Annotated in this window: 15 protein-coding genes; 10 read left to right on the forward strand and 5 right to left on the reverse strand. The window is 59.2% G+C overall.

Annotation, left to right across the window (positions count from 1 at the left end):
- The first annotated feature begins 50 nt into the window (after nt 1–50).
- The 5 genes from miaB (at nt 51) to VMY05_09600 (ending at nt 8,555) form a co-directional block, all read left to right on the forward strand.
- Nucleotides 51–1,370 carry a tRNA (N6-isopentenyl adenosine(37)-C2)-methylthiotransferase MiaB gene (miaB, locus tag VMY05_09580; GenBank protein HUV31324.1) on the forward strand — a complete coding sequence of 440 codons (1,320 nt, stop codon included), beginning with the start codon at nt 51–53 and terminating at the stop codon, nt 1,368–1,370.
- Nucleotides 1,367–4,303: a response regulator gene (locus tag VMY05_09585; GenBank protein ID HUV31325.1), complete on the forward strand. Its 2,937-nt coding sequence runs from the start codon at nt 1,367–1,369 to the stop codon at nt 4,301–4,303. Before miaB ends, VMY05_09585 begins: the two co-directional genes overlap by 4 nt.
- A gap of 80 nt (nt 4,304–4,383) precedes the next feature.
- Nucleotides 4,384–5,709, forward strand: a complete 1,326-nt coding sequence (locus tag VMY05_09590; GenBank protein ID HUV31326.1) for an HDOD domain-containing protein — start codon at nt 4,384–4,386, stop codon at nt 5,707–5,709.
- Nucleotides 5,710–5,757: 48 nt separating this feature from the next.
- Entirely contained in the window at nt 5,758–6,957 is a 1,200-nt protein-coding gene (gene aroC / locus VMY05_09595) for a chorismate synthase (protein HUV31327.1), read from the forward strand.
- Nucleotides 6,958–7,061: 104 nt separating this feature from the next.
- The gene (locus VMY05_09600) at nt 7,062–8,555 is read left to right on the forward strand and encodes a leucyl aminopeptidase (protein ID HUV31328.1); all 1,494 of its coding nucleotides are present in this window, start codon (nt 7,062–7,064) and stop codon (nt 8,553–8,555) included.
- Between the two features lie 82 nt (nt 8,556–8,637).
- Here the strand turns inward: VMY05_09600 and VMY05_09605 are convergent, their stop codons facing one another.
- The 5 genes from VMY05_09605 to VMY05_09625 all read right to left on the reverse strand — a co-directional run bounded on the left by VMY05_09605 (nt 8,638) and on the right by VMY05_09625 (nt 15,520).
- A complete protein-coding gene (locus VMY05_09605; protein HUV31329.1) occupies nt 8,638–9,660 on the reverse strand; it encodes a hypothetical protein in 1,023 nt (340 codons plus the stop codon).
- A gap of 94 nt (nt 9,661–9,754) precedes the next feature.
- Nucleotides 9,755–10,606 (reverse strand): hypothetical protein, encoded by an 852-nt coding sequence (locus VMY05_09610; protein ID HUV31330.1) that lies wholly within the window; start codon nt 10,604–10,606, stop codon nt 9,755–9,757.
- A 149-nt stretch (nt 10,607–10,755) separates the two neighbouring features.
- Nucleotides 10,756–14,376 (reverse strand): pyruvate:ferredoxin (flavodoxin) oxidoreductase, encoded by a 3,621-nt coding sequence (gene nifJ, locus VMY05_09615; GenBank protein ID HUV31331.1) that lies wholly within the window; start codon nt 14,374–14,376, stop codon nt 10,756–10,758.
- Between the two features lie 56 nt (nt 14,377–14,432).
- Nucleotides 14,433–14,987, reverse strand: coding sequence for a dCTP deaminase (dcd, locus tag VMY05_09620; GenBank protein HUV31332.1), 555 nt, complete (start codon nt 14,985–14,987; stop codon nt 14,433–14,435).
- 98 nt (nt 14,988–15,085) lie between these two features.
- Nucleotides 15,086–15,520, reverse strand: a complete 435-nt coding sequence (locus tag VMY05_09625) for an Rrf2 family transcriptional regulator (GenBank protein HUV31333.1) — start codon at nt 15,518–15,520, stop codon at nt 15,086–15,088.
- 268 nt (nt 15,521–15,788) lie between these two features.
- Between VMY05_09625 and cobO the strand changes: the two genes are divergently transcribed.
- From cobO to VMY05_09650, 5 genes are all read left to right on the forward strand, one after another.
- Nucleotides 15,789–16,331 carry a cob(I)yrinic acid a,c-diamide adenosyltransferase gene (gene cobO, locus VMY05_09630; protein HUV31334.1) on the forward strand — a complete coding sequence of 181 codons (543 nt, stop codon included), beginning with the start codon at nt 15,789–15,791 and terminating at the stop codon, nt 16,329–16,331.
- A 168-nt stretch (nt 16,332–16,499) separates the two neighbouring features.
- Nucleotides 16,500–17,453 carry a thioredoxin-disulfide reductase gene (gene trxB / locus VMY05_09635; GenBank protein HUV31335.1) on the forward strand — a complete coding sequence of 318 codons (954 nt, stop codon included), beginning with the start codon at nt 16,500–16,502 and terminating at the stop codon, nt 17,451–17,453.
- A 189-nt stretch (nt 17,454–17,642) separates the two neighbouring features.
- Complete coding sequence (locus VMY05_09640; GenBank protein HUV31336.1) at nt 17,643–19,631, forward strand: sodium-translocating pyrophosphatase; 1,989 nt, start codon at nt 17,643–17,645, stop codon at nt 19,629–19,631.
- A 169-nt stretch (nt 19,632–19,800) separates the two neighbouring features.
- Nucleotides 19,801–20,511, forward strand: coding sequence for a YIP1 family protein (locus VMY05_09645; protein HUV31337.1), 711 nt, complete (start codon nt 19,801–19,803; stop codon nt 20,509–20,511).
- A gap of 11 nt (nt 20,512–20,522) precedes the next feature.
- Nucleotides 20,523–21,935 (forward strand): TolC family protein, encoded by a 1,413-nt coding sequence (locus VMY05_09650; protein HUV31338.1) that lies wholly within the window; start codon nt 20,523–20,525, stop codon nt 21,933–21,935.
- Nucleotides 21,936–21,960 lie beyond the last annotated feature (25 nt).

The raw sequence follows: 21,960 nt of genomic DNA on the forward strand, positions 1-21,960 counted from the left end.
TTCGTAGTCGCCAGAGGGCGTCAGGCCGTACCAGCCAGCCGGATACCGATATGAGCGAACAGAAGAAGCCCAGGACGTTCCACATATCTACTTATGGCTGCCAGATGAATCTGGCGGATTCCTCGACGCTTGCCGCTGCCCTGGCCGCACGAGGATACAGGCGCGTGCCGCGAGAGGATGACGCCGACCTGATTATCCTTAACACCTGCTCGGTAAGACAGAAGGCCGAGGAGCGCGTGTTCGGCCGGCTGGCCGAATTGCAGGGGCTCAAGACCGGAAACGGAAACAGGAAGATCGCCGTGGTGGGCTGCATGGCCCAGCGGCTGGGTGCGGCGTTGATCGAAAAGCTCCCGCACGTTGACTACGTTCTCGGCACCGACCGCGAGTTTGAACTTCCCGACGTCATCGAGGGCGTCGAAGGGACCTCGCGGGTTATGACGGCCTTCGGCCATGAGAACATGGACGTCATCGAGCCGGTAAAGGAAACGCCGTACTCCGGGTTCGTCACCATTTCCCGAGGCTGTGACAATCACTGCAGCTACTGCATCGTCCCGTACGTGCGGGGGGAGGAGCGCGCGCACGGCGCTGACTACATCACCAGCGCCGTCAGAGAGATGGTCGACGAGGGCGTCGTTGAGGTCACTCTGCTGGGCCAGAACGTCAACAGCTACCGGTACGGCCACCTGGACTTCTCCGGACTGCTCCGGCGGGTACTCGGCGAGACCGGCATCGAGCGTCTGCGCTTCATGACGTCGCACCCCAGGGACCTGTCGCCGGAACTGGTCGACGTCATGGCCGACGAGCCGAGACTCATGCCCCACGTTCACCTGCCGCTGCAGTCAGGCAACGACCGGATACTCGAGAAAATGGGCCGGCGGTATTCAGTCGCGCGTTACCGGGAAATCATAGAGTATATCCGGGCAAAGCTGGACTACGCGGCCATAACGACCGACCTCATCGTCGGTTTCCCGACGGAGTCCGATGACGAGTACGAGGATACACTGGCCGCCGTCCGGGAGTTTCAGTTCGACACCGCTTTCATGTTCCGATATTCGCCGCGACCCGGTACGGAGGCGTCGGGCTTTCCTGACGACGTGGCGGAACCGGTCAAAATCAGCCGGTTGAACCGGCTGATCGCCCTGCAGCAGGCTATGTCGCGCCAGGTCAACCAGCGAGAGATCGGCCGGGTCCGGCATTCTCTGGTGGAGGGATACTCGCGACGAAGCCGTGACTATCTGCGGGCCCGCACCGAAGGGAATAAGACGGTGCTCTTCAAAACAGTCGCCGTGCCGGAGGGAACCGTCCTGCCCGTTCGTATAACGGCGGCGGATGCTTTCACGCTGCACGGCGAAATCGTGGAGCGGCAATGATGGCTGATCACCTGCCGTCCCTCCTGGCTCCCGTTCTGGTGCTCGCGCTCGTGTCGTTCCTGGCTTTCAGGCTCCGCTTCTTTTCCGCCGGGGACGTCGGCGGCCGGTATCCGTTTGTCTTCGGAAGCGTGTGTCTCCTGGTTGCCTCGGTGTGGCAGGCCGTCACGACGTTACCCGGGTATGCCGAATGGTTTGTACCCTCGGCGTACGGCGTGCTGACGCTTGCCCGGTTCGGGTTGACGGTAATCGGCCTGGTCCTGGGTACCGTCGCCCTGTCCCTGTACGCCGATTACTGGCAGACCAGGCGTGACGACATCGAGGACCGTGAAGGCAAGCTTTCCCTGCTTGAGAACCTTCAGCACGATGCCCGCCAGCCGTACCAGTTGCTCGAGCTTCTCAATATTTCTCTTAAGGAGCTTCTTTACCACTTTCCGGGGGGGGCCGGCGCGATGTTCCTGCTGAACCGCGTGCGGCGGCAGTTCGTGCTGGCCACGGAGTCGGGATTAACCAAGAATGAAATTGCGATGCTTGAGCACTACCCGCTCGGGCGCAATATGTTCAGTCAGGCCGTGGAGCTGGGTGACCCGCTCATCGGGGGAGGGTTTAATTTCATCGGTACCGACGGCCAGCCGATTGGGTCCCGGTTTAACTCCTGCCTGGCCTTACCGATGGTGTCCGGGAGGGAGAAAATCGGAGGCGTCCTTCTCTTTTCGGAAGAGAATGACTTCTTCGGAAAGACGGAGATCAAGTATCTCACGCCGGTGGTTGAATGGCTGGCGGAGAAGATTCACGCCGCTCGCCTGGCACGAGAGACGTCCGTGCTTCAGGGCGAGTTGGAGCGGCGTCGCACCGAACAGGCCTCACTGGCTGCTCGCATAGCCTCCTCGGCCCGGGCTCTCGTGGCTCCGGACGCGGTGGATGCCTATTGCCGCAGCGTTGTTCAGGTGGCCGGCTCCGAGTCGGTTCACCTCATCGGGCTGCAGCACGGCGCTCTGACCGTGTACGGGGGAAGCGAACCGCTGACGGATCTCACTGAGAATTACAGGACCGCCCTTCTGGAAGCCATTGACCGTGCCAAACCGCTGATCATCAATCAGGAAACGACCGGCGATTCCGGCCGGCCCGAAGTCATTCAGTCCAGTCTCATCTTCCCGTTCTCGGACGAGGGCGGCAGGGACGCCCTGCTGCTCAGGCGGGCAAGCTCCGCGTTCGCGGTCGACGACGAACAGCTGAAGCTGCTCGATTTCTTTGGCCGTCTCGGCTGCGCGGTTCTGAAGCAGGATAGCGCCAATCGGCTCAGCGTTACGCGCCGCAAGGGGTTTGAGGCCGTCTTGCAGTTGCTGAGAGTGGAGGCAAAGGCGGGTTCTTTCGAAAATGATCCGGGTTTCTTCATGCGCCATCTGGCACCCGTCATGCCGCCTTTCACTGCCGGTGTTACGCTTGGACGCGATGAGGACGGAGGCCTCAAGGTCCTGGACAGCCACGGCGTGGACGGATCCTTACTGTCCGAGTTCTACGTACTGCCGGGCGAGGGAGACCTTGGCCGTGCCGCCGCCGAGGGCGAGTGCCTTTTTGCCTTCGGACGAAAGGCGATAGCCGCGAAACTGGAGGCCTACGAGATCCATAACCGGAACGCGCTGCAACGGCTCATGGGCGAGCGCGGTCTGCCGTCGTTTATGGCCGCCTGCCCGGTGATACGTGCCGTGAAAGTAATCGGCGTCGTCGGGATGGTGGTTTTTGACATGGAGGAGGCCCAGCGCGGTGAATGGGAGCGTCTGCTGACGCTGGCGGTGAACCTGTACTCGCTCCGGCTGACCATGGCCGCTCTGCAAATTCAGCCCGAGCCCGCCGTTACGGAAGCGGGCGAGGTGGAGGTATCCGGTCTCATCGTCAATCAGTTGAACAACCACCTGTCTGCGGTTATAGGCAGCGCCGAATGGGCTTTGCAGAGGCCGGAGTTGTCAACGCAGACGCGTGAGCAACTCAGGGAGATCGTTGCCGAGGCGGAAAAAGCGGCTGCCTGCATCAAGCAGTCTCTGTCGAGCGCGCCCGAGCAGCCTTCCGGGGCGAAGGCGGCCGGTGATGCCGTCAGTCTGGACAGGACGATCAAGTCTGTCCTGGGTACAAGCCACATCTCGGGCAACCTGTACATGGCCGGCGGCCGTGCACGGGAGATTGACCTGAAACTCGGTTCGGCAGCCGAGTTTGATTTTCCGTCGGCGGCCATGAGGAACCTCTTTGAGAGTGTGCTGGATCGTTTTGGTTCTATCGCTGAGGACGACGACGTCATCTCGGTGGTGACGTATCGCGAGGGAGAGGCCGTGTACCTCGATGTATCCCGCCATCGCAAGAACTTTCCCCCGGTTGAGCCGGTCGCCGGATTTGCGCGCTATCAGCCCAGCGGAGAGGCCTTGCAGGCCCGACCCTCGGACGTGTTTCTTGAGCACGTTGCCCGGGAAGCCTGTTTCTACGCCGTGGATCGTAACAGCCCGGCTCCCGCCTATCTGTCCTTCCGGTTCCCCGTCAGGAGTCGGCTGGAGCCGACCGGGCCGGAGGTCGCGGACCGCTCGGTCAGGCTGCTGGCCATCGACGATCATTCCGTGATTCTTGATCTCTTATCAGCCATGGGGCAGTCGCTGGGCTATCGGGTGGATACCGCCCTGAGAGGTCAGCAGGGTGTACGGCTTGCCCATGAGAACGTCTACGACGTGGTGCTGACCGATTTAGCCATGCCCGATATGTCCGGCCTCGAGGTTGCCCGCCAGATTCACGCCCGGCATCCCCTGACCCCGATAATCCTGGTCACGGGCTGGGAAGCCAGCCTGGAGCGCGAGCAGCTGCAATCTGCCGGCATCTGTGAAGTCCTCTACAAACCCTTCAGGATCGAGCAGCTCACCGAGATCATCCAGGCGTCCGTCTCCGGCCGGGCCTGAAATCCGGCCCCCTTCGGCCCTCTTAAATCGTTGCGGCAGGATGCCGATAACTACAGGTAAACGGAGAGGAACCGCCGCCCATGACCAATCTTTCTATCGTCGAGCATATCCGGACCTCCGGCGATCTGCTGTCTTTGCCACAGGCCCTCTCGGAACTCCTCAGAGAGATGGAGCGGCCGGAGTTTTCATCGGAGACCCTGGCCAACATCATCCTGAAGGACCCGTGGCTGACCGGGCGCATTCTGAAACTGGCCAACTCGTCCTTCTACCACAGGTTCTCCGAAATTACGACGGTTCATCAGGCGGTTCAGCTTCTGGGCGTAACGACCGTCAAATGTCTCGCCCTGTCATCTTCCGTCTTCAACCCGGGCAAGATCGAGAAAGAGTCGGGCGTCGACGCCAGAGCCTATTTCTCGAGGATATTGACGGTTGCGGCGGCCTCCGAGAAGATCGCGGAGAGGACCGGCTACAAGGCTCCCGAAGAGGCCTTCATAGCCGGGCTGCTTCACGACATCGGCACCATGTTTTTCCTGCACCACTATCCCGATAAGTACCGGCTGGTGGTCTCAAGGCAGACGAAGGCCCGCAGCCTTCTGGACGCCGAGATCGAGATTTTTGGAATAAACCATTGTGACGTCGGGTTTCATCTGGCGACAAAGTGGGGTCTGCCGGAGCACCTCGTCAACGCCATCCTGGATCACCACACGCCGGGCAGGTTGGATGAGGAACCGCTCAAGAATGTCCTCCGGCTGGCTTCGCTGCTGTCGACGGACAATGTGAACGGCTACGGCGAGGATATTGAGGATCGGATCACCAGGGTCAAGCAGGTGGCCGGTTGCCTCTCGCTTTCGCAGGAAGACGTCGATGCCATTTCGATATCGCTGCTTTCCTGGACGGTCAGTGTGGCCGAATATCTCGGCGTTGACATCGGCAGCATCGAAGGCATGCTCACGCGGGCTAACCAGGAGATCTGGCAGACTTACCTGATGGTCGAGAATCTCTTCAAGGAGCGCCAGGAGTTGAGCCAGAAGCTGCTTAAGGAGGAGCGCGAGAAGGGTGCCATGGAGTCAAAGAACATCGCCATGGCCACGCTGTCGCACTATCTGAACAACGCCGCCATGGCCATTTACGGTCGGTCTCAGCTTTTGCGGATGCAGGCGACAAAGGGAGATGTCGACCAGCTTCTGGAGCAGCTCCAGGCATCGCTCAACGTAGTCGACCGTTCCGTCCACAGGATTGTGGCCGTCCTGGCGGAGATCCGAGAGATTTCACCCATCGACCAGATCGAGTTCCTCAACACCTCACAGGCTCTGAACATAGACGACCGAATCGAGAAGCGCCTGGTCAAAATGCGGAACGAATCCGACCTGGTGCTTCCCGAGGAGGCGGGATTTCTCTCCGACTGACGGCCGTCGCAGGTTGACCGGCCACACCCGATTGCGTACCATAGCCTCATGCTCAGATATCTCACTGCCGGAGAATCTCACGGCCCGCAGCTTACGGCGGTTATCGACGGTCTGCCGGCCGGCCTTACAGTCAGCATAGATAAAATCAACCACCAGCTTGCCCGCCGCCAGACGGGATACGGGCGCGGCGGCCGCATGGACATCGAACGGGACCAGGCACGCATCCTCTCAGGCGTAAGGGGCGGCCTGACGCTGGGAGGGCCGATTACTCTCGTTATCGCTAATCGCGATTGGGAGAACTGGAGCCGAATCATGGATCCGCTTCAGCCGGTTCCGGATGAGCTCGATTCAGGGGAGCGCCGCCCTGCCGGCGAAACCAGCCGTCCCCGGCCCGGTCATGCTGATCTGCCCGGCGGCATAAAGTGGAACCACCATGACCTTCGCAACGTCCTCGAGCGCGCTTCGGCCCGGGAAACGGCCGCCCGGGTCGCCATAGGCTCGCTGGCCCGCCAACTCTTGGAACAATTCGACATTCGGTTTGCCTCGCACGTGGTTGCTATCGGCGGGGCGTCTGTGGCTAAACAGTACGATGTTACCGACCTCGATCAGATAACGGAACTTGCCGAGGCCTCGAAGGTCCGCTGTATTGATAAAGCCGCTGAATCGGCCATGGTAGCCGAGATCGATGCCGCCGCGAAGGACGGGGATTCAGTCGGGGGCGTCGTGGAATTGATTGTGCGGGGCATCCCCGTCGGGCTGGGCGGCATGTCCCAATGGGACCAGCGTCTGGACGGACGGCTGGCCGGAACGCTGATGTCCATACCTTCCGTCAAGGCGGTTGAAATCGGACTTGGTTTCGAGGCTTCCGGGCGGCGCGGCTCGCAGGTTCATGACCCCATCTACTACGACGCCCGTTCTTATCCGACGCGAAAGGGTTTTCATCGCACGTCGAACCATGCCGGGGGTCTGGAAGGCGGCATAACAAACGGGGAGGACGTCGTCGTCCGGATCGCCGCCAAACCGATTTCCACGCTGAATCGTCCGCTGGACTCGGTGGACGTCAAAAGCAAGGATCCGGTTCAGGCTATGGTCGAGCGAGCCGACCATTGCGTCGTTCCGGCGCTGGCCGTGATCGCTGAAGCGGCAGCAGCACTTGTCCTGGCTGATGCCTTCCTCGAGAAGTTCGGCTCGGACAACCTCGCGGAAACACGCCGGAACTACGATTCGTTTCTCGCTGCTGAATACTGACCTCCAGACGCATCCGCAGCGTTGCAGGTGCGAAGTCCAACTGACAAAAGTAGTTGCGCCGGCCGGCCGGGGGGCGGTACCATTACCCAAGCGAAGGAGATGCCATGAAATATATATTTGGTACTGATACGTTGCAAAACACGGCCGCGCAGACGGTCGTATGCTTCGTTCCACGTTTTGAGAAAATCTCGGAGCGGACTCTCAGGCTCATTGACGGGGCCACCGAGGGCGCCGTCGCGACCTTGCTCGAGTCAGAGGAGTTCACCGGCGGCGTGGGGGAGATGGTGACGCTGTACCGACCGGCCGGGTTCAAGGCGGAGCGCCTGCTTCTGCTCGGGACGGGCGAGAGCCGCAACCGTACGCCGGACACCTACAGGCGTGCTATGGGGGAAGCATCTCGCGCCAAAAGCGTGACCAGTTCGCAGTCGGTGGCCGTGCATCTCGGCCACGTGAGCAACAGCGCCGTTTATCAGGCGGTAATCGAAGGCTACCTGCTGGGTTCGTACAAGCTGCTGGAGTACAAGACTGACGAAAACCTGAAAAACAAAACCGGCCCGGACCAAATCCTGTTTGCAGTCGAAGAAAAGAAGAACTTCCCGAAGTTGAAACAGGCGGTTGGCAGAGGGGCGACTATAGCGGAAGGCCAACTGCTCGTCCGTGAGCTTGCCCTGACGCCGTCGAACCGCCTGACACCGCAAGTCTACGCCGACAGGGTGCGACAACTGTGCAGAAAGCACCAGGTAAGCTGTCGAGTGCTCGATGAGAAGGCCATAAGTGCCGAGAGAATGGAGGCCCTGCTGGCCGTGGCTAGGGGCTCCGCCGAGCCGCCGCGCTTCATGGTCGTTGAATACAAGGGAGGGCCAGCCGGACAGAAACCGATCGTGCTGGTAGGCAAGGGCGTGACGTTCGATGCCGGCGGCATATCGCTGAAGCCGGCGCTTAATATGCACGAGATGAAGCAGGATATGACCGGCTCGGCCGTTGTTCTGGCCGCGGTGCTTACTGCCTCCCGCCTTCGGATCCCGCGCAATATCGTCGCTCTAATGCCGGCTACTGAAAACATGCCCTCGGGCACCGCCACCAGGCCGGGCGATATCGTGAAATCGCGCAAGGGCAAAACCATCGAGATCATCAACACCGACTCTGAGGGCCGGCTGATCCTCGCCGACGCTCTCGATTACGCGAACAAGTTCAGTCCGCAGGCCGTGATCGATGTCGCTACCCTTACCGGGGCGGCGCTGATTGTCCTGGGCTACGCCGGCGCTCCGATAATGAGCAACAACAGGAAACTGGCCGACCAGCTCAGAGCGGCCGCCGATGCCACCTCCGAGCGGGTCTGGGAAATGCCCATCTGGGACGATCATCGGGAGCAGATGAAGTCGACCATGGCCGATCTGGTCAATTCCGGCGGTCGACCGGGCAGCACGCTCACGGCAGGGGCCTTCCTGGAGAATTTTATCGGCGACTGGCCCTGGGCGCACGTCGATATCGCGAGCGTGGATAACGAGCCCAAGGGCAAACCTTACACGCCCAGGGGAGCTACCGGGTTCGGTCTTCGTCTGCTGATCGAGCTTCTCTCACGGTGGAAAAAGGTCTGACCCGCCGAGGGCGGGCGCAGTGATCGAACAAGGGCCGGACAGCAAGCTGTCCGGCCCTTGATTCATACCGATGTTCTCACTATCACTTTGCCGGACCATGTGACCAGGCCGGAGCGGAGTCAAGTCCCGGGCCGGATATTCGTCTGGCGCCGCTGCCTGTGATGTCGCAAATCCAGATCGACCCGTCGGTGGTGGAGAAAGTCAGCCACTTGGAATCGGGAGAAAACGACGCGGCGAACGTGTTCAGGTACGTGCCGGGCGGCGGCTCGAAGACGAGGTAACTGCTCGACAGATCAGCCGTGGTAAGGAAAAGACCCGGCTCGGTCATGCTGTTGTTGACATAGGCGATCCATTTGGAATCGGGCGACCAGGCCGGGCTGTAGGCATCCGGCAGTTTCTTGGACTGGACCCTGACCGAGTCAAGCGGAGCCATGAACTGGTCTCGGCGAAGTACGGCTATGCCGTGCGGTTTTTCGTTGTAGAAGTGAACGAACGCGATGTCACCGTTGGCGTTCATGGACGGTGCCATGAAAAACTCCGGCATCATCTGCCAGTCCTTGCGGAGGATTTCCACGTTGCCGGATTCGGGATCCAGAAGACAGATCTGGTAGTTGGGGTAGCCCGCGTTCACCATGTTCGCGTTCATGTCGCGCGTTAGAATGATGCGGTCGTTGACCGTCCACTCCGGGTTGCGGCTGCCCAGTTCGTCGGTCAGACGAGTCCACCAGTTGGCCCGTCCCGCGTCCGCCGAGTCAAGGTAGGCCAGAAACAGGTCGTAGACCTTGTGGAACCCTCCCTCGCCGACGGCGGGGCTCTGGAAATTGACCTTCCCGGAGCGAGTAAAAACGATCCGGCGGGCATCCAGTGACCAGCTCAGCCGCCCCTCGGCGTTGGTGGCCTCGCAGACCATCATCTGGCTCTGCCCGCGGGCGTCCATAACCCAGATGTTCTTGTTCCGGATGAACGCAATTCGCCCGGTCGGTTCCTTGATGGTGCCGGCCGCCTCGGCAGTCAGTTTTTCCGCGCCGGAAACTGCCCCTCCGGGCCACAAGACAAGCGCCAGCAGCAGTATAGAAATCCAGCGTGTGCAGGTCATGTGCTTCAAGGTACAAGTATCTCCATGTGGTTAACGTTTATTCTTGCCCAAGATAGGGCCGGAAACCGTAAAGTCAACCCAGGAGGACTCTTGCGGACGCCTGCTACCAACTCAGGAACCGTTTTACTTCGAGTCTGGCACGAATACCCGACAGATTCAGGTCAACCCGGCCGTCCTCAGTGCGGTCATAGCTGACCACTACCTCCTGGTCTGCTGCATTATACCACGCAACGTTACTAAAGTTCAGATAGAGGTAGCTCAGATCAACCGCCGCGACCAGCCCCCAGAGGCTTATAGGGTATTCCAGACCGACGTTCATCGTAAGGCCGGGAGCCGTCCCCTGGTAGGTAGTGTTGGTATTGGCGGGCTGAGATGTAGCCAGGTTGAGATTCTCATACTCGGGCCAGATATCCCATTTGACGATGTAAAACCCGACTCTGCCGCCGGCTCTCAGGGCCAACCCGGTCAGATGGTCCCTGGCCGACGGGTGGTTATAAAAATAGTAGTCAAAACCGGTGCAGGCACCATACACCTGGATCTCCGTGCTGGGATCAGTTACGATCATCGCGCCCCCGGCTGGCGGACTGTAGATAAAAGAACCGTCCAGCTGCTCTCCCAGTTTGAGCCAGTATTCACCGCCCAGTGACCAGGCCAGCCGCTCCTTGAAAACGATGCCGAATTCGGCGCCAAAGGAGTAAGCCTGCTTGACCCACGACAGCTCGCCGCCCGTGATATAGGCCGACTCGAGGATAGCAAAGTCATTGTAATCATTGTGTCGGTTGATGCGATTTACGCCGAAATGGGCTGACACCCAGCCCAGTCTCATGACCTGCGTTTTCTCCATGCGCTGAAGGTACCGGTTGACGACGTCCTGTTCGGTCTCCTGGGCTATTACGGTCGGGCTGACGGCCAAGGAGAAGGCCAGGACGCCTGCAAGTGCTTTTGTGAACTGCATCTTTCCTCCCGATTCGCTTGTATTTCTATTCGTCTCCTTTATCGGTCTGGACGGGTTTTTTCTTGATGCGGAGGGGTTGAAATGACTCCGGCGGGGCATAAAAAAGGGCGGGGTTTTCACCCCGCCCGGTTCAGCATCATCTTGACGTATCAGGGCTTGGTGGCAAACATGCTGTAGTCCATCGAAGCCATCTGCCGGTAAAGGTTCCAGCGGCGATCACAGTCAGACTGACCCAACTTGATCAGCATCTTTGCCCGCTCCGGATCCCTGCTCTTGAGGGTCCGATACCGGTTCTCGGTGTATGCATAATCTTGAAAGCTGATGCTCGGCTCCTTGCTGTCAAGCTGCAACGGGTTCTTCCCCTGGGCTATCAGATCGGGATTGAACCGGTACAGCGGCCAGTGACCGCACTTCGTGGCCATCTCGTCACGTGCCAGACCGTCGGACATATCGATTCCGTGAGCGATGCAATGGCAGTAGGAAATGATTATCGACGGACCCCGGAAGTGTTCCGCCTCGACCATGGCCTTGACGGTCTGGTTGTGGCTGGCGCCGATGGCGATCTGGGCGACGTACACGTTGCCGTAGGCCATCATCATCAACCCCAGGTCCTTTTTCGGCTGATCCTTACCCGCGGCCGCAAACTGAGCCGTGGAGCCCCGGGGCGTAGCCTTCGACATTTGTCCCCCGGTGTTGGAATACACCTCCGTATCCAGCACCAGGATGTTGATGTTCTTACCGGAAGCCATGACGTGGTCCAGACCACCGAAGCCGATATCGTAGGCCCAGCCGTCGCCGCCGATTGACCAGACCGACTTGTTGACAAGGAAGTTGGCAACGTTCTTCAGCGATTCCACCCGGTCGTTGGCGTCCATGGCATCCAGACTTTCCAGCAGGCGCGTGACCCGCCGGCGCTGGGTTTCGATGCTTTCCTGCGTCGTCTGGTCGGCGCCGGCCAGTTCCTCGTACATGTCAGGAACGAGTTCCTTGGTCAACGTCAATGCGTGATCCCGGAGTTTGTCAGCCGTGAGCCGCATGCCGAACCCGAATTCCGCGGCATCTTCAAAGAGCGAATTGGACCAGGCCGGTCCGAGACCGTCCGGTCGCTGACAGTACGGGGTGGTGGGAAGATTACCGCCGTAAATCGAACTGCAACCGGTGGCGTTGGCGCACAGCGCGCGGTCGCCGAACAGTTGCGTCATCAGCTTGACGTACGGAGTCTCGCCGCAACCGGCACAGGCGCCGGAGAACTCGAAAAGCGGCTTGACGAACTGCGAGCCCTTGGTCGTCTCCACGTTAAACAGCGAAGGGTCGGTCTCAGGCAGCACGTTGACGAAGAAATCCCAGTTCTGTCTCTCCTGCTCCCGGATCGGGATCTGGGGAGCCATGTTGATTGCCTTGAAATCGGTCTTCTGACCGTCTTCCTTTTTCACGGCCGGGCAGGATTTCACGCACTCCATGCAGCCGGTACAGTCCTCAGGGGCCACCTGCAACGAATACAGCCACCCCTCGAGCTGTTTGCCCTTCGCCTTGGTGTACTTGAACTCCGAGGGAGCCTCCTTTAAGTACTTGGAGTCAAACAACTTGGGCCTGATGGCGGCGTGCGGGCAGACTATCGAGCAGATATTGCACTGGATGCACAGGTCGGGCTCCCAGACCGGAATGTCGATCGCAATGTTCCGCTTTTCATACTGGGTCGTACCGGTCATGTACGTACCGTCGTCAGGGAAAGCCGATACCGGCAGCAGATGACCGCGCCCCGCGATAATCTCTGCCGTGACGTTGCGGACAAACTCCGGTGCGACGTCCGGGACGATCGGGGGGCGGGATTTCGTTGCGGTCACCTTTTGGGGATACTCGACCTTTCGGATCGATTCGACCGCGGCGTCGACGGCGGCGTGGTTCATAGCCACGACTTTCTCACCCTTGCTCCCGTACGTCTTTACGATCGCGTCCTTGATGGCTTTGATAGCCTGATCCTTCGGGAGAATCTCGGAGATGAGGAAGAAGGCCGTCTGCATAATCATGTTGATGCGGGCGCCCAGGCCAAGTTCCTTGGCCAGGCTAATGGCATCGATGACGTAGAGCTTCGCCTTCTTGGCGATAAGCTGTTCCTGCACTTCCCGGGGCAGGTGATCCCACACCTCGTCGGAGGAATAGGGCGAGTTCAGCAGAAACGTGCCGCCCTCGATCAGCTTCTCGACCATCTCGTATCGTTCAACGAAAGAGAAGTTGTGGCAGGCGACGAACTGCGCCTGTGTGATCAGGTACGGCTTGCGGATCTCATCCTTGCTGAACCTCACGTGCGACACCGTCACGGCTCCCGCCTTCTTGGAGTCGTAGACGAAATACCCCTGGGCGAAGAAATCCGTGTTCTCCCCGAGGATCTTGATCGAGTTCTTGTTGGCCCCGACGGTTCCGTCAGCCCCAAGACCGAAGAACATCCCTCGGAAGTTGTCTCCCTCAAGGTCAAACGACATGTCGAAGTCAAGGGAGGTGGACGTCACGTCGTCCCTGATCCCGGCCGTGAAGTGGTTCTTCGGCTCTTTTTGCTTAAGGTTGTCGAAGACCGACTTAGCCATCGGCGGATTGAACTCGGCGGAACCGAGACCGTAGCGTCCCCCGACTACCAGGGGGTGTTCCTTGAAGGGCGCCACGCCCTTGTCGAGGGCCTCCCTGATGGCGGCCTGAACGTCGACATAGAGCGGTTCGCCGACCGAACCGGGCTCCTTGGTGCGATCCAGAACGGCAATCCGCTTGACCGTGGCGGGAAGAGCCCCGGCCAGCGCCTCCATGGAGAACGGTCGGTACATGCGGACCTTGATAAGGCCGACTTTCTCGCCGTGCTCGACGAGGTGGTCGACGGTTTCATGCGCCGCTTCCGCGCCGGTGCCCATGAGGATGATAATATGCTCAGCCTTCGGATGCCCGAAGTAGTCGAAGAGGTGATACTGCCGGCCCACGATCGAGGCGAACCGGTCCATAGCCTCCTGCATGTGCTTGGGGGCCGCCACGTAGTACCGGTTGACGGTCTCGCGCCCCTGGAAAAAGACGTCCGGGTTCTGGGAACTTCCCTTGAGCGTCGGATGGTCGGGGGACAGGGCACGCCTTCGTTGTGCCGTAATCAGTTTCGTGTCCAGCATCGCCCGCATGTCATCGTACGTGATCTCTTCAACCTTCTGAACCTCGTGCGACGTCCGGAAGCCGTCGAAGAAATGCACGAAGGGTACCCGGCTGGCCAGCGATGCCGCCTGCGTGATAATGGCGAAATCCATGACCTCCTGGACCGAGCCGGACGCCATCAGGCCGAAACCGGTCGTCCGGGTGGCCATGACGTCCGAGTGATCGCCGAAAATGGACAGGGCATGGGTGGCCACCGCCCGCGCTGAGACGTGGAACACCGTCGGGGTCATCTCGCCGGCGATCTTGAACATGTTGGGGATCATCAGAAGAAGTCCCTGCGAGGCGGTAAAGGTGGTGGTCAGGGCACCCGCCGTGACCGCCCCGTGAACCGCTCCGGAGGCTCCACCCTCGGACTGCAACTCGACCACGATCGGGATCGTGCCCCAGATGTTCGTTTCACCGGCGGCCGATTTGGCATCGGCCATCTCCCCCATATTGGACGAGGGCGTGATCGGGTAAATGGCGATCACCTCGTTGGTGGCGTGAGCCACATACGCGGCCGCGGTGTTACCATCGATGGTCACCATGCGTCGTTTGCGAGCACTGACGCCGCTTCTCTTTATTCCTCGGGCAGCTTCAACGGGCATATCTGAACTCCTACGATCGAAAAGTAAGTATACAACAGCGGAACGTACCAGTAAGATCACTCTGACTTGGACAGCGTTATCCTGCTCTGTCCCTGGTATTTTCCTTTCTTATCCTTATACGAAACCTGGCACGGCTCCGAGGCCTCCAGGAAGATCAATTGCGCGATTCCCTCATTGGCGTATATGCGCACCGGCACGGGGGCCGTATTGGAAAGCGATATGGTCGCGTAGCCCTCCCACTCCGGCTCGAAGGGTGTCACATTGACGATAACCCCGGATCGCGCGTACGTGGACTTGCCCAGGCAGATCGTGATTACGCCGCGCGGGAGCTTGAAGTACTCGTGGGACCGGCCCAGCACGAATGAATTGGCGGGAATCAGAATGGAGTCGGCCCTGACGTCCCTGAAGTGCCCGCCCGTGTCATCCTTCGGATCGATCTCGGTAAGGCCGGCCGGGTCGAAGACCTTGAATTCGTCCGCCAGGCTGATATCATACCCGTACGACGACACCCCGAAGCTGATCCCGCTGCGGACCTGTGCTTCGGCAAACGGCTTTATCATGTCATGGCCGCGGGCCATGCTGATTATCCAGCGATCCGATTTGACAGCCATCGTTCCTATCTCCTCCGGTGCGGCACTCCAAGCTGCTAAGATAAGCTATCATCCGCCGATTGTAAACCGTATCGCGGCGAGGTGGGCACTGTCTCCAGTCAGTCCAAAACCGACCTCGCCTTGTGCCAGCGGAGCAGATCGGCCAGCGTGTGCTTCTCGAAGACGGCTACCAGCTGATTCTCGGCGAGGACAAGAAGTTCCCGAAGGGCACAGAAACCATTGGTCAGGTTCTTGTCACACTCATCGATGTCTTCGACGCACTTCATGAGATGATACGGACCCTGGATGGTCTCCAGAACCTCTTTTATCGTGATATTCTGGGGATCCCTCGCAAGCGTAAAGCCCCCGCGTACGCCGCGATGAGATCGCACAATACCCGATTTAGAGAGTGACTGGAAGATCTTAGCCAGGAACTTCTCCGGGATTTCCTGGGCTGCGGAAATCTCCGAGAGAGGCGTAATGATCGACCTGTCTCTGTCAGAGAGATACAGGACGCCGAAAACGCCATACGCCTCAGCCTTGGTTAACTGCATGGCACCCTCCCATATTGTCATCTGCAACCACTCGCATGAGCGGCTCTGGGGCAACAAGAAACAAAACCGGTTGTTTTTATCTTGTATGACCCTGCTAAGCATAATACGGTAAAATAGACCATTCTGTCAATAAAAATCTGGTTATTTTTTTCACAAGTTAGCTAGCGCTCACAATCGTCCAAGCCACTGCGCGGTGGACTTTTTCGCTTTCGAACGGGGCCAGGTTTTTGTATAGAATACACTAAATCACGTGACAGGAGACAAGCCAATGGCACAGGAGAAGGGCAGGGGGTTGCTCGTCGTATACACGGGTGATGGCAAGGGCAAGACCACAGCTGCTCTGGGTATGTGCGTGCGGGCAGTCGGTTACGACTGGTCCATCTGCCTTATACAGTTTGTCAAGGGCAGTTGGAAGTACGGCGAACTGAAGGGACTCAGGCTGCTGGAACCGAACGTCGAACTGCACGTCATCGGAGAAGGCTTTGTAGGTATCGTCGATGATACCAAGGAGTTCGAAGAGCACCGCGCCGCCGCCCAGCGGGGAGTACAACTGGCGTTGGAGAAGCTGCGCACCGGCACGTATCAACTGGTCATCCTCGACGAACTAAACGTGGCTCAGAGCCTCGGTCTTGTCTCCAGGGAACAGGTCGAAGAGATCCTCTCCGCACGAGGGGAAAAGCAGCACCTTGTCATTACGGGTCGCGGAGCCGCCGAATGGCTCACCGACCGGGCCGATCTGGTGACGGAGATGAGAGAGGTGAAACATCCCTTCCGCAAGGGCATCCTGGCCCAGAAAGGAATCGACTGGTAGGCGCTGAGATTGACCCGAAAGGTCAACGATCTCTTGATATCCGATCGGTTTTTGATATAATGGATGCTGATAGTCGGGTACCGGAACGGTTCCTGAGGCTTCGCCTCACGGACCGACGATGCCGGGTGCCTGACCGCGGGAACGTCTTTACTTACAGGAAGCTGGGAAATGGCTGAAGAAAAGCAGTATGAGGTAGTAATTGTGGGGGGCGGCCCGGGCGGACTATGCGCCGGACTGTACTGCTCACGGGCGCGCCGGAAAACCATATGCCTGGAGAAGTACCTGCCCGGCGGACAGATAGCCATTACCGGTGAGGTCGAGGATTACCTCGGGTTTGAGCAGATTGCGGGCGCCGACCTGGCCATGAAATTCAGTGAGCACGCCAAGAAATTCGGCCTCGAGATTGCCATGGAAGAGGTGGTTGAGTTGTATCTCGACGGGGATGAGCGCGTAGCCCGCTGCGCCTCGGGCAACGTTTACAGGGGCAAGGCTGCGATCGTGTCGACCGGGGGTTCCCCGGTCAAGCTGGGTGTCCCCGGCGAGGAAGAATACAGCGGCAAAGGCGTATCCTATTGTGCCATCTGCGACGGCGCGTTCTTCAGGGATCAGGTGATAGCAGTGGTCGGCGGCGGCGATGCCGCAGTCGAGGAAGGGACGTTTCTGACCAAGTTCGCCTCCAAAGTCATTATCATCCACCGGCGGGACCAGTTGCGCGCCCAGAAGATCATCCAGCAGCGGGCGTTCGACAATCCCGGCGTACAGTTGATCTGGGATACCATAGTCGAATCGGTAAACGGGGACGGCAAGCGAGTCACACATCTCTCGCTCAGGAACGTCAAGACGCAGGAGACGTCCAGGCTCGAGGTGGGGGCCGTCTTCCCGTATCTGGGTTTCCGGCCCAATTCGAACATCATCCGAGGTGATCTCCGAAAGGACTCCGGGGGATACATCCTGACCAACGATCGCATGGAGACCTCTATCAGGGGGATATTCGCGTGCGGCGATGTTCGTGCGCAACTGGTCCGGCAGGTGACAAACGCGGTGGGCGACGGCACCACGGCGGCGGTGGCCGCAGAGAAATACATCGAAGACCTGGAGGACAAGCACCGCAGCCGGGCTTGAGCGGGCAATTTGGCCGAACGAGCAGCCGGCGGCGGGACAACCGCAGGGGCTTCGTCGTCGAACGGGGGCAATCGAAGCTACTTTTTACTTGCCATCAGGGTGGGTCAAAGGTATATTCGCCGGTTGATTTTTTCAGCAAAAAGGCCCGTAATTGATTAACAGCTATAATCTTAACTGGAGACAGGACTGATGAATGTAGGTCTTCTGTCGGTTATAATCGGCCTGGTCGGGTTACTGTTCGCTCTGGCGCTATTCGCCTGGATAAGAAGGAAACCGGCCGGCACTGACCTCATGAAAGAAATCTCGCACGTTATTCACGACGGGGCCATGGTATTTCTCAAGCGGGAGTATTCCATCCTCGCCATATTTGTTGTCGTCGTGTTCGGCCTTCTTGCCTGGAGGATTCAGCCACAGACGGCGCTCGCGTTTCTCGGAGGTGCGGCCTGCTCCATGCTGGCCGGGTTCCTGGGCATGAAGGCGGCCACCCGGGCCAACGTTCGCACCACTGCGGCCGCCCGGGACTACGGTCAGTCTTCGGCTCTGGCCGTGGCGTTCTCCGGCGGTGCCGTCATGGGTATGTCGGTGGCCTCGCTCGGTCTGATCGGGGTCGGTATCGTCTTTTACTTTTTCGGCGACAACCCGGAGCACGCGGCCGCGATTAACGGTTTCGCCATGGGAGCCTCGAGTATCGCCCTGTTTGCCCGCGTAGGCGGTGGTATCTTTACGAAGGCGGCCGATGTCGGTGCCGACCTGGTAGGCAAGATCGAGGCCGGCATTCCGGAGGATGATCCCCGTAATCCGGCCGTGATTGCGGATAACGTGGGTGATAACGTGGGCGATACGGCCGGGATGGGGGCCGACCTGTTTGAATCCTATGTCGGGTCGGTCGTTGCCACCATCGCTATTGCAGCCACGTCGTCGTCAGGGCTGGTAGTCGGCAGTCGGCTGGAATACATGCAACTGCCGTTGCTGATTGTGGCTTTCGGCGCCCTGGCGTCGATGCTGGGCGTGCTCTCCGTTCATCTGCTCTCACGGCTGAACCCGGCGGCGGTACTTCGGCTGGTTACGTACGTCGGTGCCGTGGTAATGCTGATAGCCGCGTGGGTGATCATAGATACCATGAACCTGGATCACAAGGTATTCTGGGCGATCCTGGCCGGGAATCTGGCGGGCATTGCACTGGGCCTCCTGGTAGAGTACTACACGGCCGCCGGGCCGATTCGCAGAATTGCCGAGTCATCTTGCACGGGTTCGGCGACCAACATAATCTCGGGCCTGGCCGTCGGCATGCAGTCGGTTGCCCTGCCGATCATAGTTATTTGTATCGCTATCTTTACGGGCTTTCAGTTTGCCGGCCTGTATGGTATCGGCATAGCCGGGGTGGGTATGCTGGCCACTATCGGGGTGACCATGTCAGTAGACGCGTACGGGCCGATCGCCGACAATGCCGGCGGGATATCTGAAATGTCCGGCCTGGGCCCCCGTGTTCGCAAGATCACCGACCGGCTCGACGCACTCGGGAACACCACGGCCGCTATCGGCAAAGGCTTTGCCATCGGCTCAGCCGCGCTGACCGCGCTGGCTCTGTTCTCGGCCTACTCCGCGGCCGTCGGTCTGGAGAGCATTAACATTCTCAGTCCCAGGGTCGTGATCGGTTTCTTCATAGGCGGCATGCTGCCATTTTTTGTGGCTGCCCTTACCCTGACGGCGGTTGGTCGGGCGGCGTCAAAAATGGTTGAGGAAGTGCGCCGGCAGTTCCGTGAGATTAGCGGCCTGATGGAAGGCAAGGCCAAGCCGGATACCGCCCGCTGTGTCGATATCGCCACTCGCGGCGCGCTCCAGCAAATGGTGCTGCCGGGCCTGACGGCTATCCTGGCGCCCCTGGTTGTCGGCTTCCTGCTGCAAAAGGAAGGGCTGGGCGGTATGCTGGCCGGGGCCACCATGTCCGGCGTCATGCTCGCTCTGATGATGGCCAATGCGGGCGGAGCCTGGGACAACGCCAAGAAATTCATAGAAAGCGGTGCGCACGGTGGCAAAGGGTCCGACGCGCACAAAGCCGCCGTCGTCGGAGACACCGTGGGTGATCCGTTCAAGGACACCTCCGGGCCGTCGATGAACATCCTCATCAAATTAATGGCCATAGTTTCGCTGGTAGTCGGCTCGGCACTGTTCGGGTGATCGCAGGTGGCTCAAGACGTGAGGAGTGTCCGGCCGGGTCGGTGATTGGCCCCCGTTTTTTCCGTGAATATCTCTCCGTATTCTGGGTAAATTGAGAAACGACGGCAGCGCTATTTTTAGAAACTTTCTTTAGAAGTCATCGTTAAGTGTGATTATGGAGGAACAGGACATGGCTGAAGTAGACCAGGCCAGGCAGGGGTCGCCGCAGACGACCGGCCAGGGGCTGTCATTCAAGGGGCTTTACGAGGTGTTCACGGCACCGGGGGCGTTATTCGCAAAGCTGAAAGAACAGCCGCGGATACTCGTTCCTTATATAGTGTACGCCATCGTGGTGGCTGCGTTCTTTTACGCCACGGCTGACATCATTGTCCGCATGCAGATGCAGGCTATTCAGGAACGAACGCAGAACCTGCCGCCGGGCGCGCTGAACGCCGGCACGATGAAGTTGTTCGCGATGCTGGGCGGAATCGTTTTCCTGCTGGCTCCGCTGGTTGCCTCGGCTCTGGCCGTTTTTTTCGGTAATTTCATCATGGGCGGCAAGGCGAGATTCAAGCAACTGCTTTCGGTCATGCTGTACGGTGAAATCGTCTATGCACTGGGGATGATTGTGACCCTGCCCATGATTCTTGCCAAGGACAGCATGCTCGTATCACTCTCGCTGGGAGTTCTCGTGCCCAACCCGGGACCGCAGAATCTGTTGTACGTGGCGCTCTCCAAAATCGGTGTCTTTAACATTTGGGAAATCATCGTTGTCGGCATCGGGTTGACAGCCGTCTACGGCTTTTCTCGCAACAAAGGTTACCTGTTGTCGGTCCTATCGATGGGTATGCTTAGCATTCTCAACATCCTTTCCGTGGTGATAGGTCAGGCGTTCAGTTGAAGGAGAAATTGATGAAGTCCGTGCTCAGAATTGTATGTACCGTAGCCGCTGTCATATCTCTGACCGTCGAAGCAATTCCTGCGGCTGAATTGTCACTGAATGACTGCGTTGAATTGGCGCTGAGGAACCGGGCCTCGATCATTGCCGCCCTCGGCAATGAGAAGGTGGCCGCGGCCGACAAGCGAGCCGCACTGGGAGCATTCATGCCAAGGCTCGGCGCCCGGTACAGTTACGGCAAATCCAGAGATACTGACATCAAGGCGGACCGCAGTATCACCACGTCCTATGCTGACTCGGTTTTCTCGGTGGAGGGGTATCGGAGAGACGGTACGGTAGATACGGTCGACGTTCTCGTTCCCTTTCCCGAGGCCTCGGTCATACGCGAATTCGAGTTTTCCGACATTGACGGTACGAGCAAGAACCTGAGTCTCTCGGCCGATATGTCCCTGTTCGATCCGGCCAGCTGGTTTAGTTATGCCGCCGCACGGGCCAATCATGCCAGCGCGCGCCTGAATGTCCTGGCCTCGGAACAGGATATGATCTACGCCGTGAAAATCTCCTATTTCGCCTACCTCGCCTCGGTCGAGAACGTATCGGTGCAGGAGGAGGCGGCCAAGCGGGCCGAGGAACAACTCAAGCTGATCGAGTCCCGATTCGAACTGGGGTCAGCCTCGAAGTCGGACGTGCTGAAGCAGAAAGTGCAGTTCGGCAATGATCGGCTGGCCCTGCTGCGGGCTCAGAATGCGGTTACGAACTCTATGGCCTCGCTCGCCTATACCATCGGCGTGGATCCCCGCCAGGACTGGCAGTTCTCCACCACGTACGACAGCCGGGAGTTTGGCGGCACGCTCGACGAAGCGATTGCGTTCGGCCTGAGGCACAAACCCAGCCTGCTGGCCGCCGAGAAGGGCGTCGACGCTGCCAAGAGCTGGCTGAGGGCGGCCCGCATGGACTACCTGCCGACGGTTTCCGGCTATGCCAGCCTGAATCTCTCGGACGGCACACGCGGTGACACGGTGGCTTATAATCAGTCGTCGCAAAGCAGAACAATCGGGTTCTCCGTCTCGTATAATATATTTGACGGCTTTATTCGTGAGAACCGCGTGACGCAGTCGAAGGTGGCTGTGAATGACCGCAAGGCGGCGTTCGCTGACGCGCGCAATCAGGCGGTCGCCGCTATCAAGACTGCTTATCTCGATATCGAGCAGTTGCGTGAGCAGAAGAAAGTTTCCGATGAAAACGTGGCAGCAGCCGATGAGGACCTGAAAATCACACAGGAGAAGTACAGGCTGGGGGCGGCAACTATTCTCGATCTTCTGGACGCCCAGGTGTCGCTCAAGACGGCCCAGGTCGAGCTGATCCGGTCCGGTTTTGACCTGAACCTGGCCAGCGCCAGGCTGGAAAACGCGATGGGGAAAATGTAATACTCTCAGTATATCAGGAACGGGT

It is taken from the genome of Acidobacteriota bacterium (genome assembly GCA_035529075.1).
Lineage (GTDB): Bacteria > Zixibacteria > MSB-5A5 > GN15 > FEB-12 > DATKXK01.

Excerpts from the sequence above, each read along its gene's own strand:
- nifJ (HUV31331.1), bottom strand. The coding sequence starts at position 14,376 with ATGCCCGTTGAAGCTGCCCGAGGAATAAAGAGAAGCGGCGTCAGTGCT.
- VMY05_09600 (HUV31328.1), top strand. The coding sequence starts at position 7,062 with ATGAAATATATATTTGGTACTGATACGTTGCAAAACACGGCCGCGCAG.
- VMY05_09625 (HUV31333.1), bottom strand. The coding sequence starts at position 15,520 with ATGCAGTTAACCAAGGCTGAGGCGTATGGCGTTTTCGGCGTCCTGTAT.
- VMY05_09590 (HUV31326.1), top strand. The coding sequence starts at position 4,384 with ATGACCAATCTTTCTATCGTCGAGCATATCCGGACCTCCGGCGATCTG.
- VMY05_09585 (HUV31325.1), top strand. The coding sequence starts at position 1,367 with ATGATGGCTGATCACCTGCCGTCCCTCCTGGCTCCCGTTCTGGTGCTC.
- dcd (HUV31332.1), bottom strand. The coding sequence starts at position 14,987 with ATGGCTGTCAAATCGGATCGCTGGATAATCAGCATGGCCCGCGGCCAT.
- trxB (HUV31335.1), top strand. The coding sequence starts at position 16,500 with ATGGCTGAAGAAAAGCAGTATGAGGTAGTAATTGTGGGGGGCGGCCCG.
- VMY05_09640 (HUV31336.1), top strand. The coding sequence starts at position 17,643 with ATGAATGTAGGTCTTCTGTCGGTTATAATCGGCCTGGTCGGGTTACTG.
- miaB (HUV31324.1), top strand. The coding sequence starts at position 51 with ATGAGCGAACAGAAGAAGCCCAGGACGTTCCACATATCTACTTATGGC.
- VMY05_09645 (HUV31337.1), top strand. The coding sequence starts at position 19,801 with ATGGCTGAAGTAGACCAGGCCAGGCAGGGGTCGCCGCAGACGACCGGC.
- VMY05_09650 (HUV31338.1), top strand. The coding sequence starts at position 20,523 with ATGAAGTCCGTGCTCAGAATTGTATGTACCGTAGCCGCTGTCATATCT.
- VMY05_09610 (HUV31330.1), bottom strand. The coding sequence starts at position 10,606 with ATGCAGTTCACAAAAGCACTTGCAGGCGTCCTGGCCTTCTCCTTGGCC.
- cobO (HUV31334.1), top strand. The coding sequence starts at position 15,789 with ATGGCACAGGAGAAGGGCAGGGGGTTGCTCGTCGTATACACGGGTGAT.
- aroC (HUV31327.1), top strand. The coding sequence starts at position 5,758 with ATGCTCAGATATCTCACTGCCGGAGAATCTCACGGCCCGCAGCTTACG.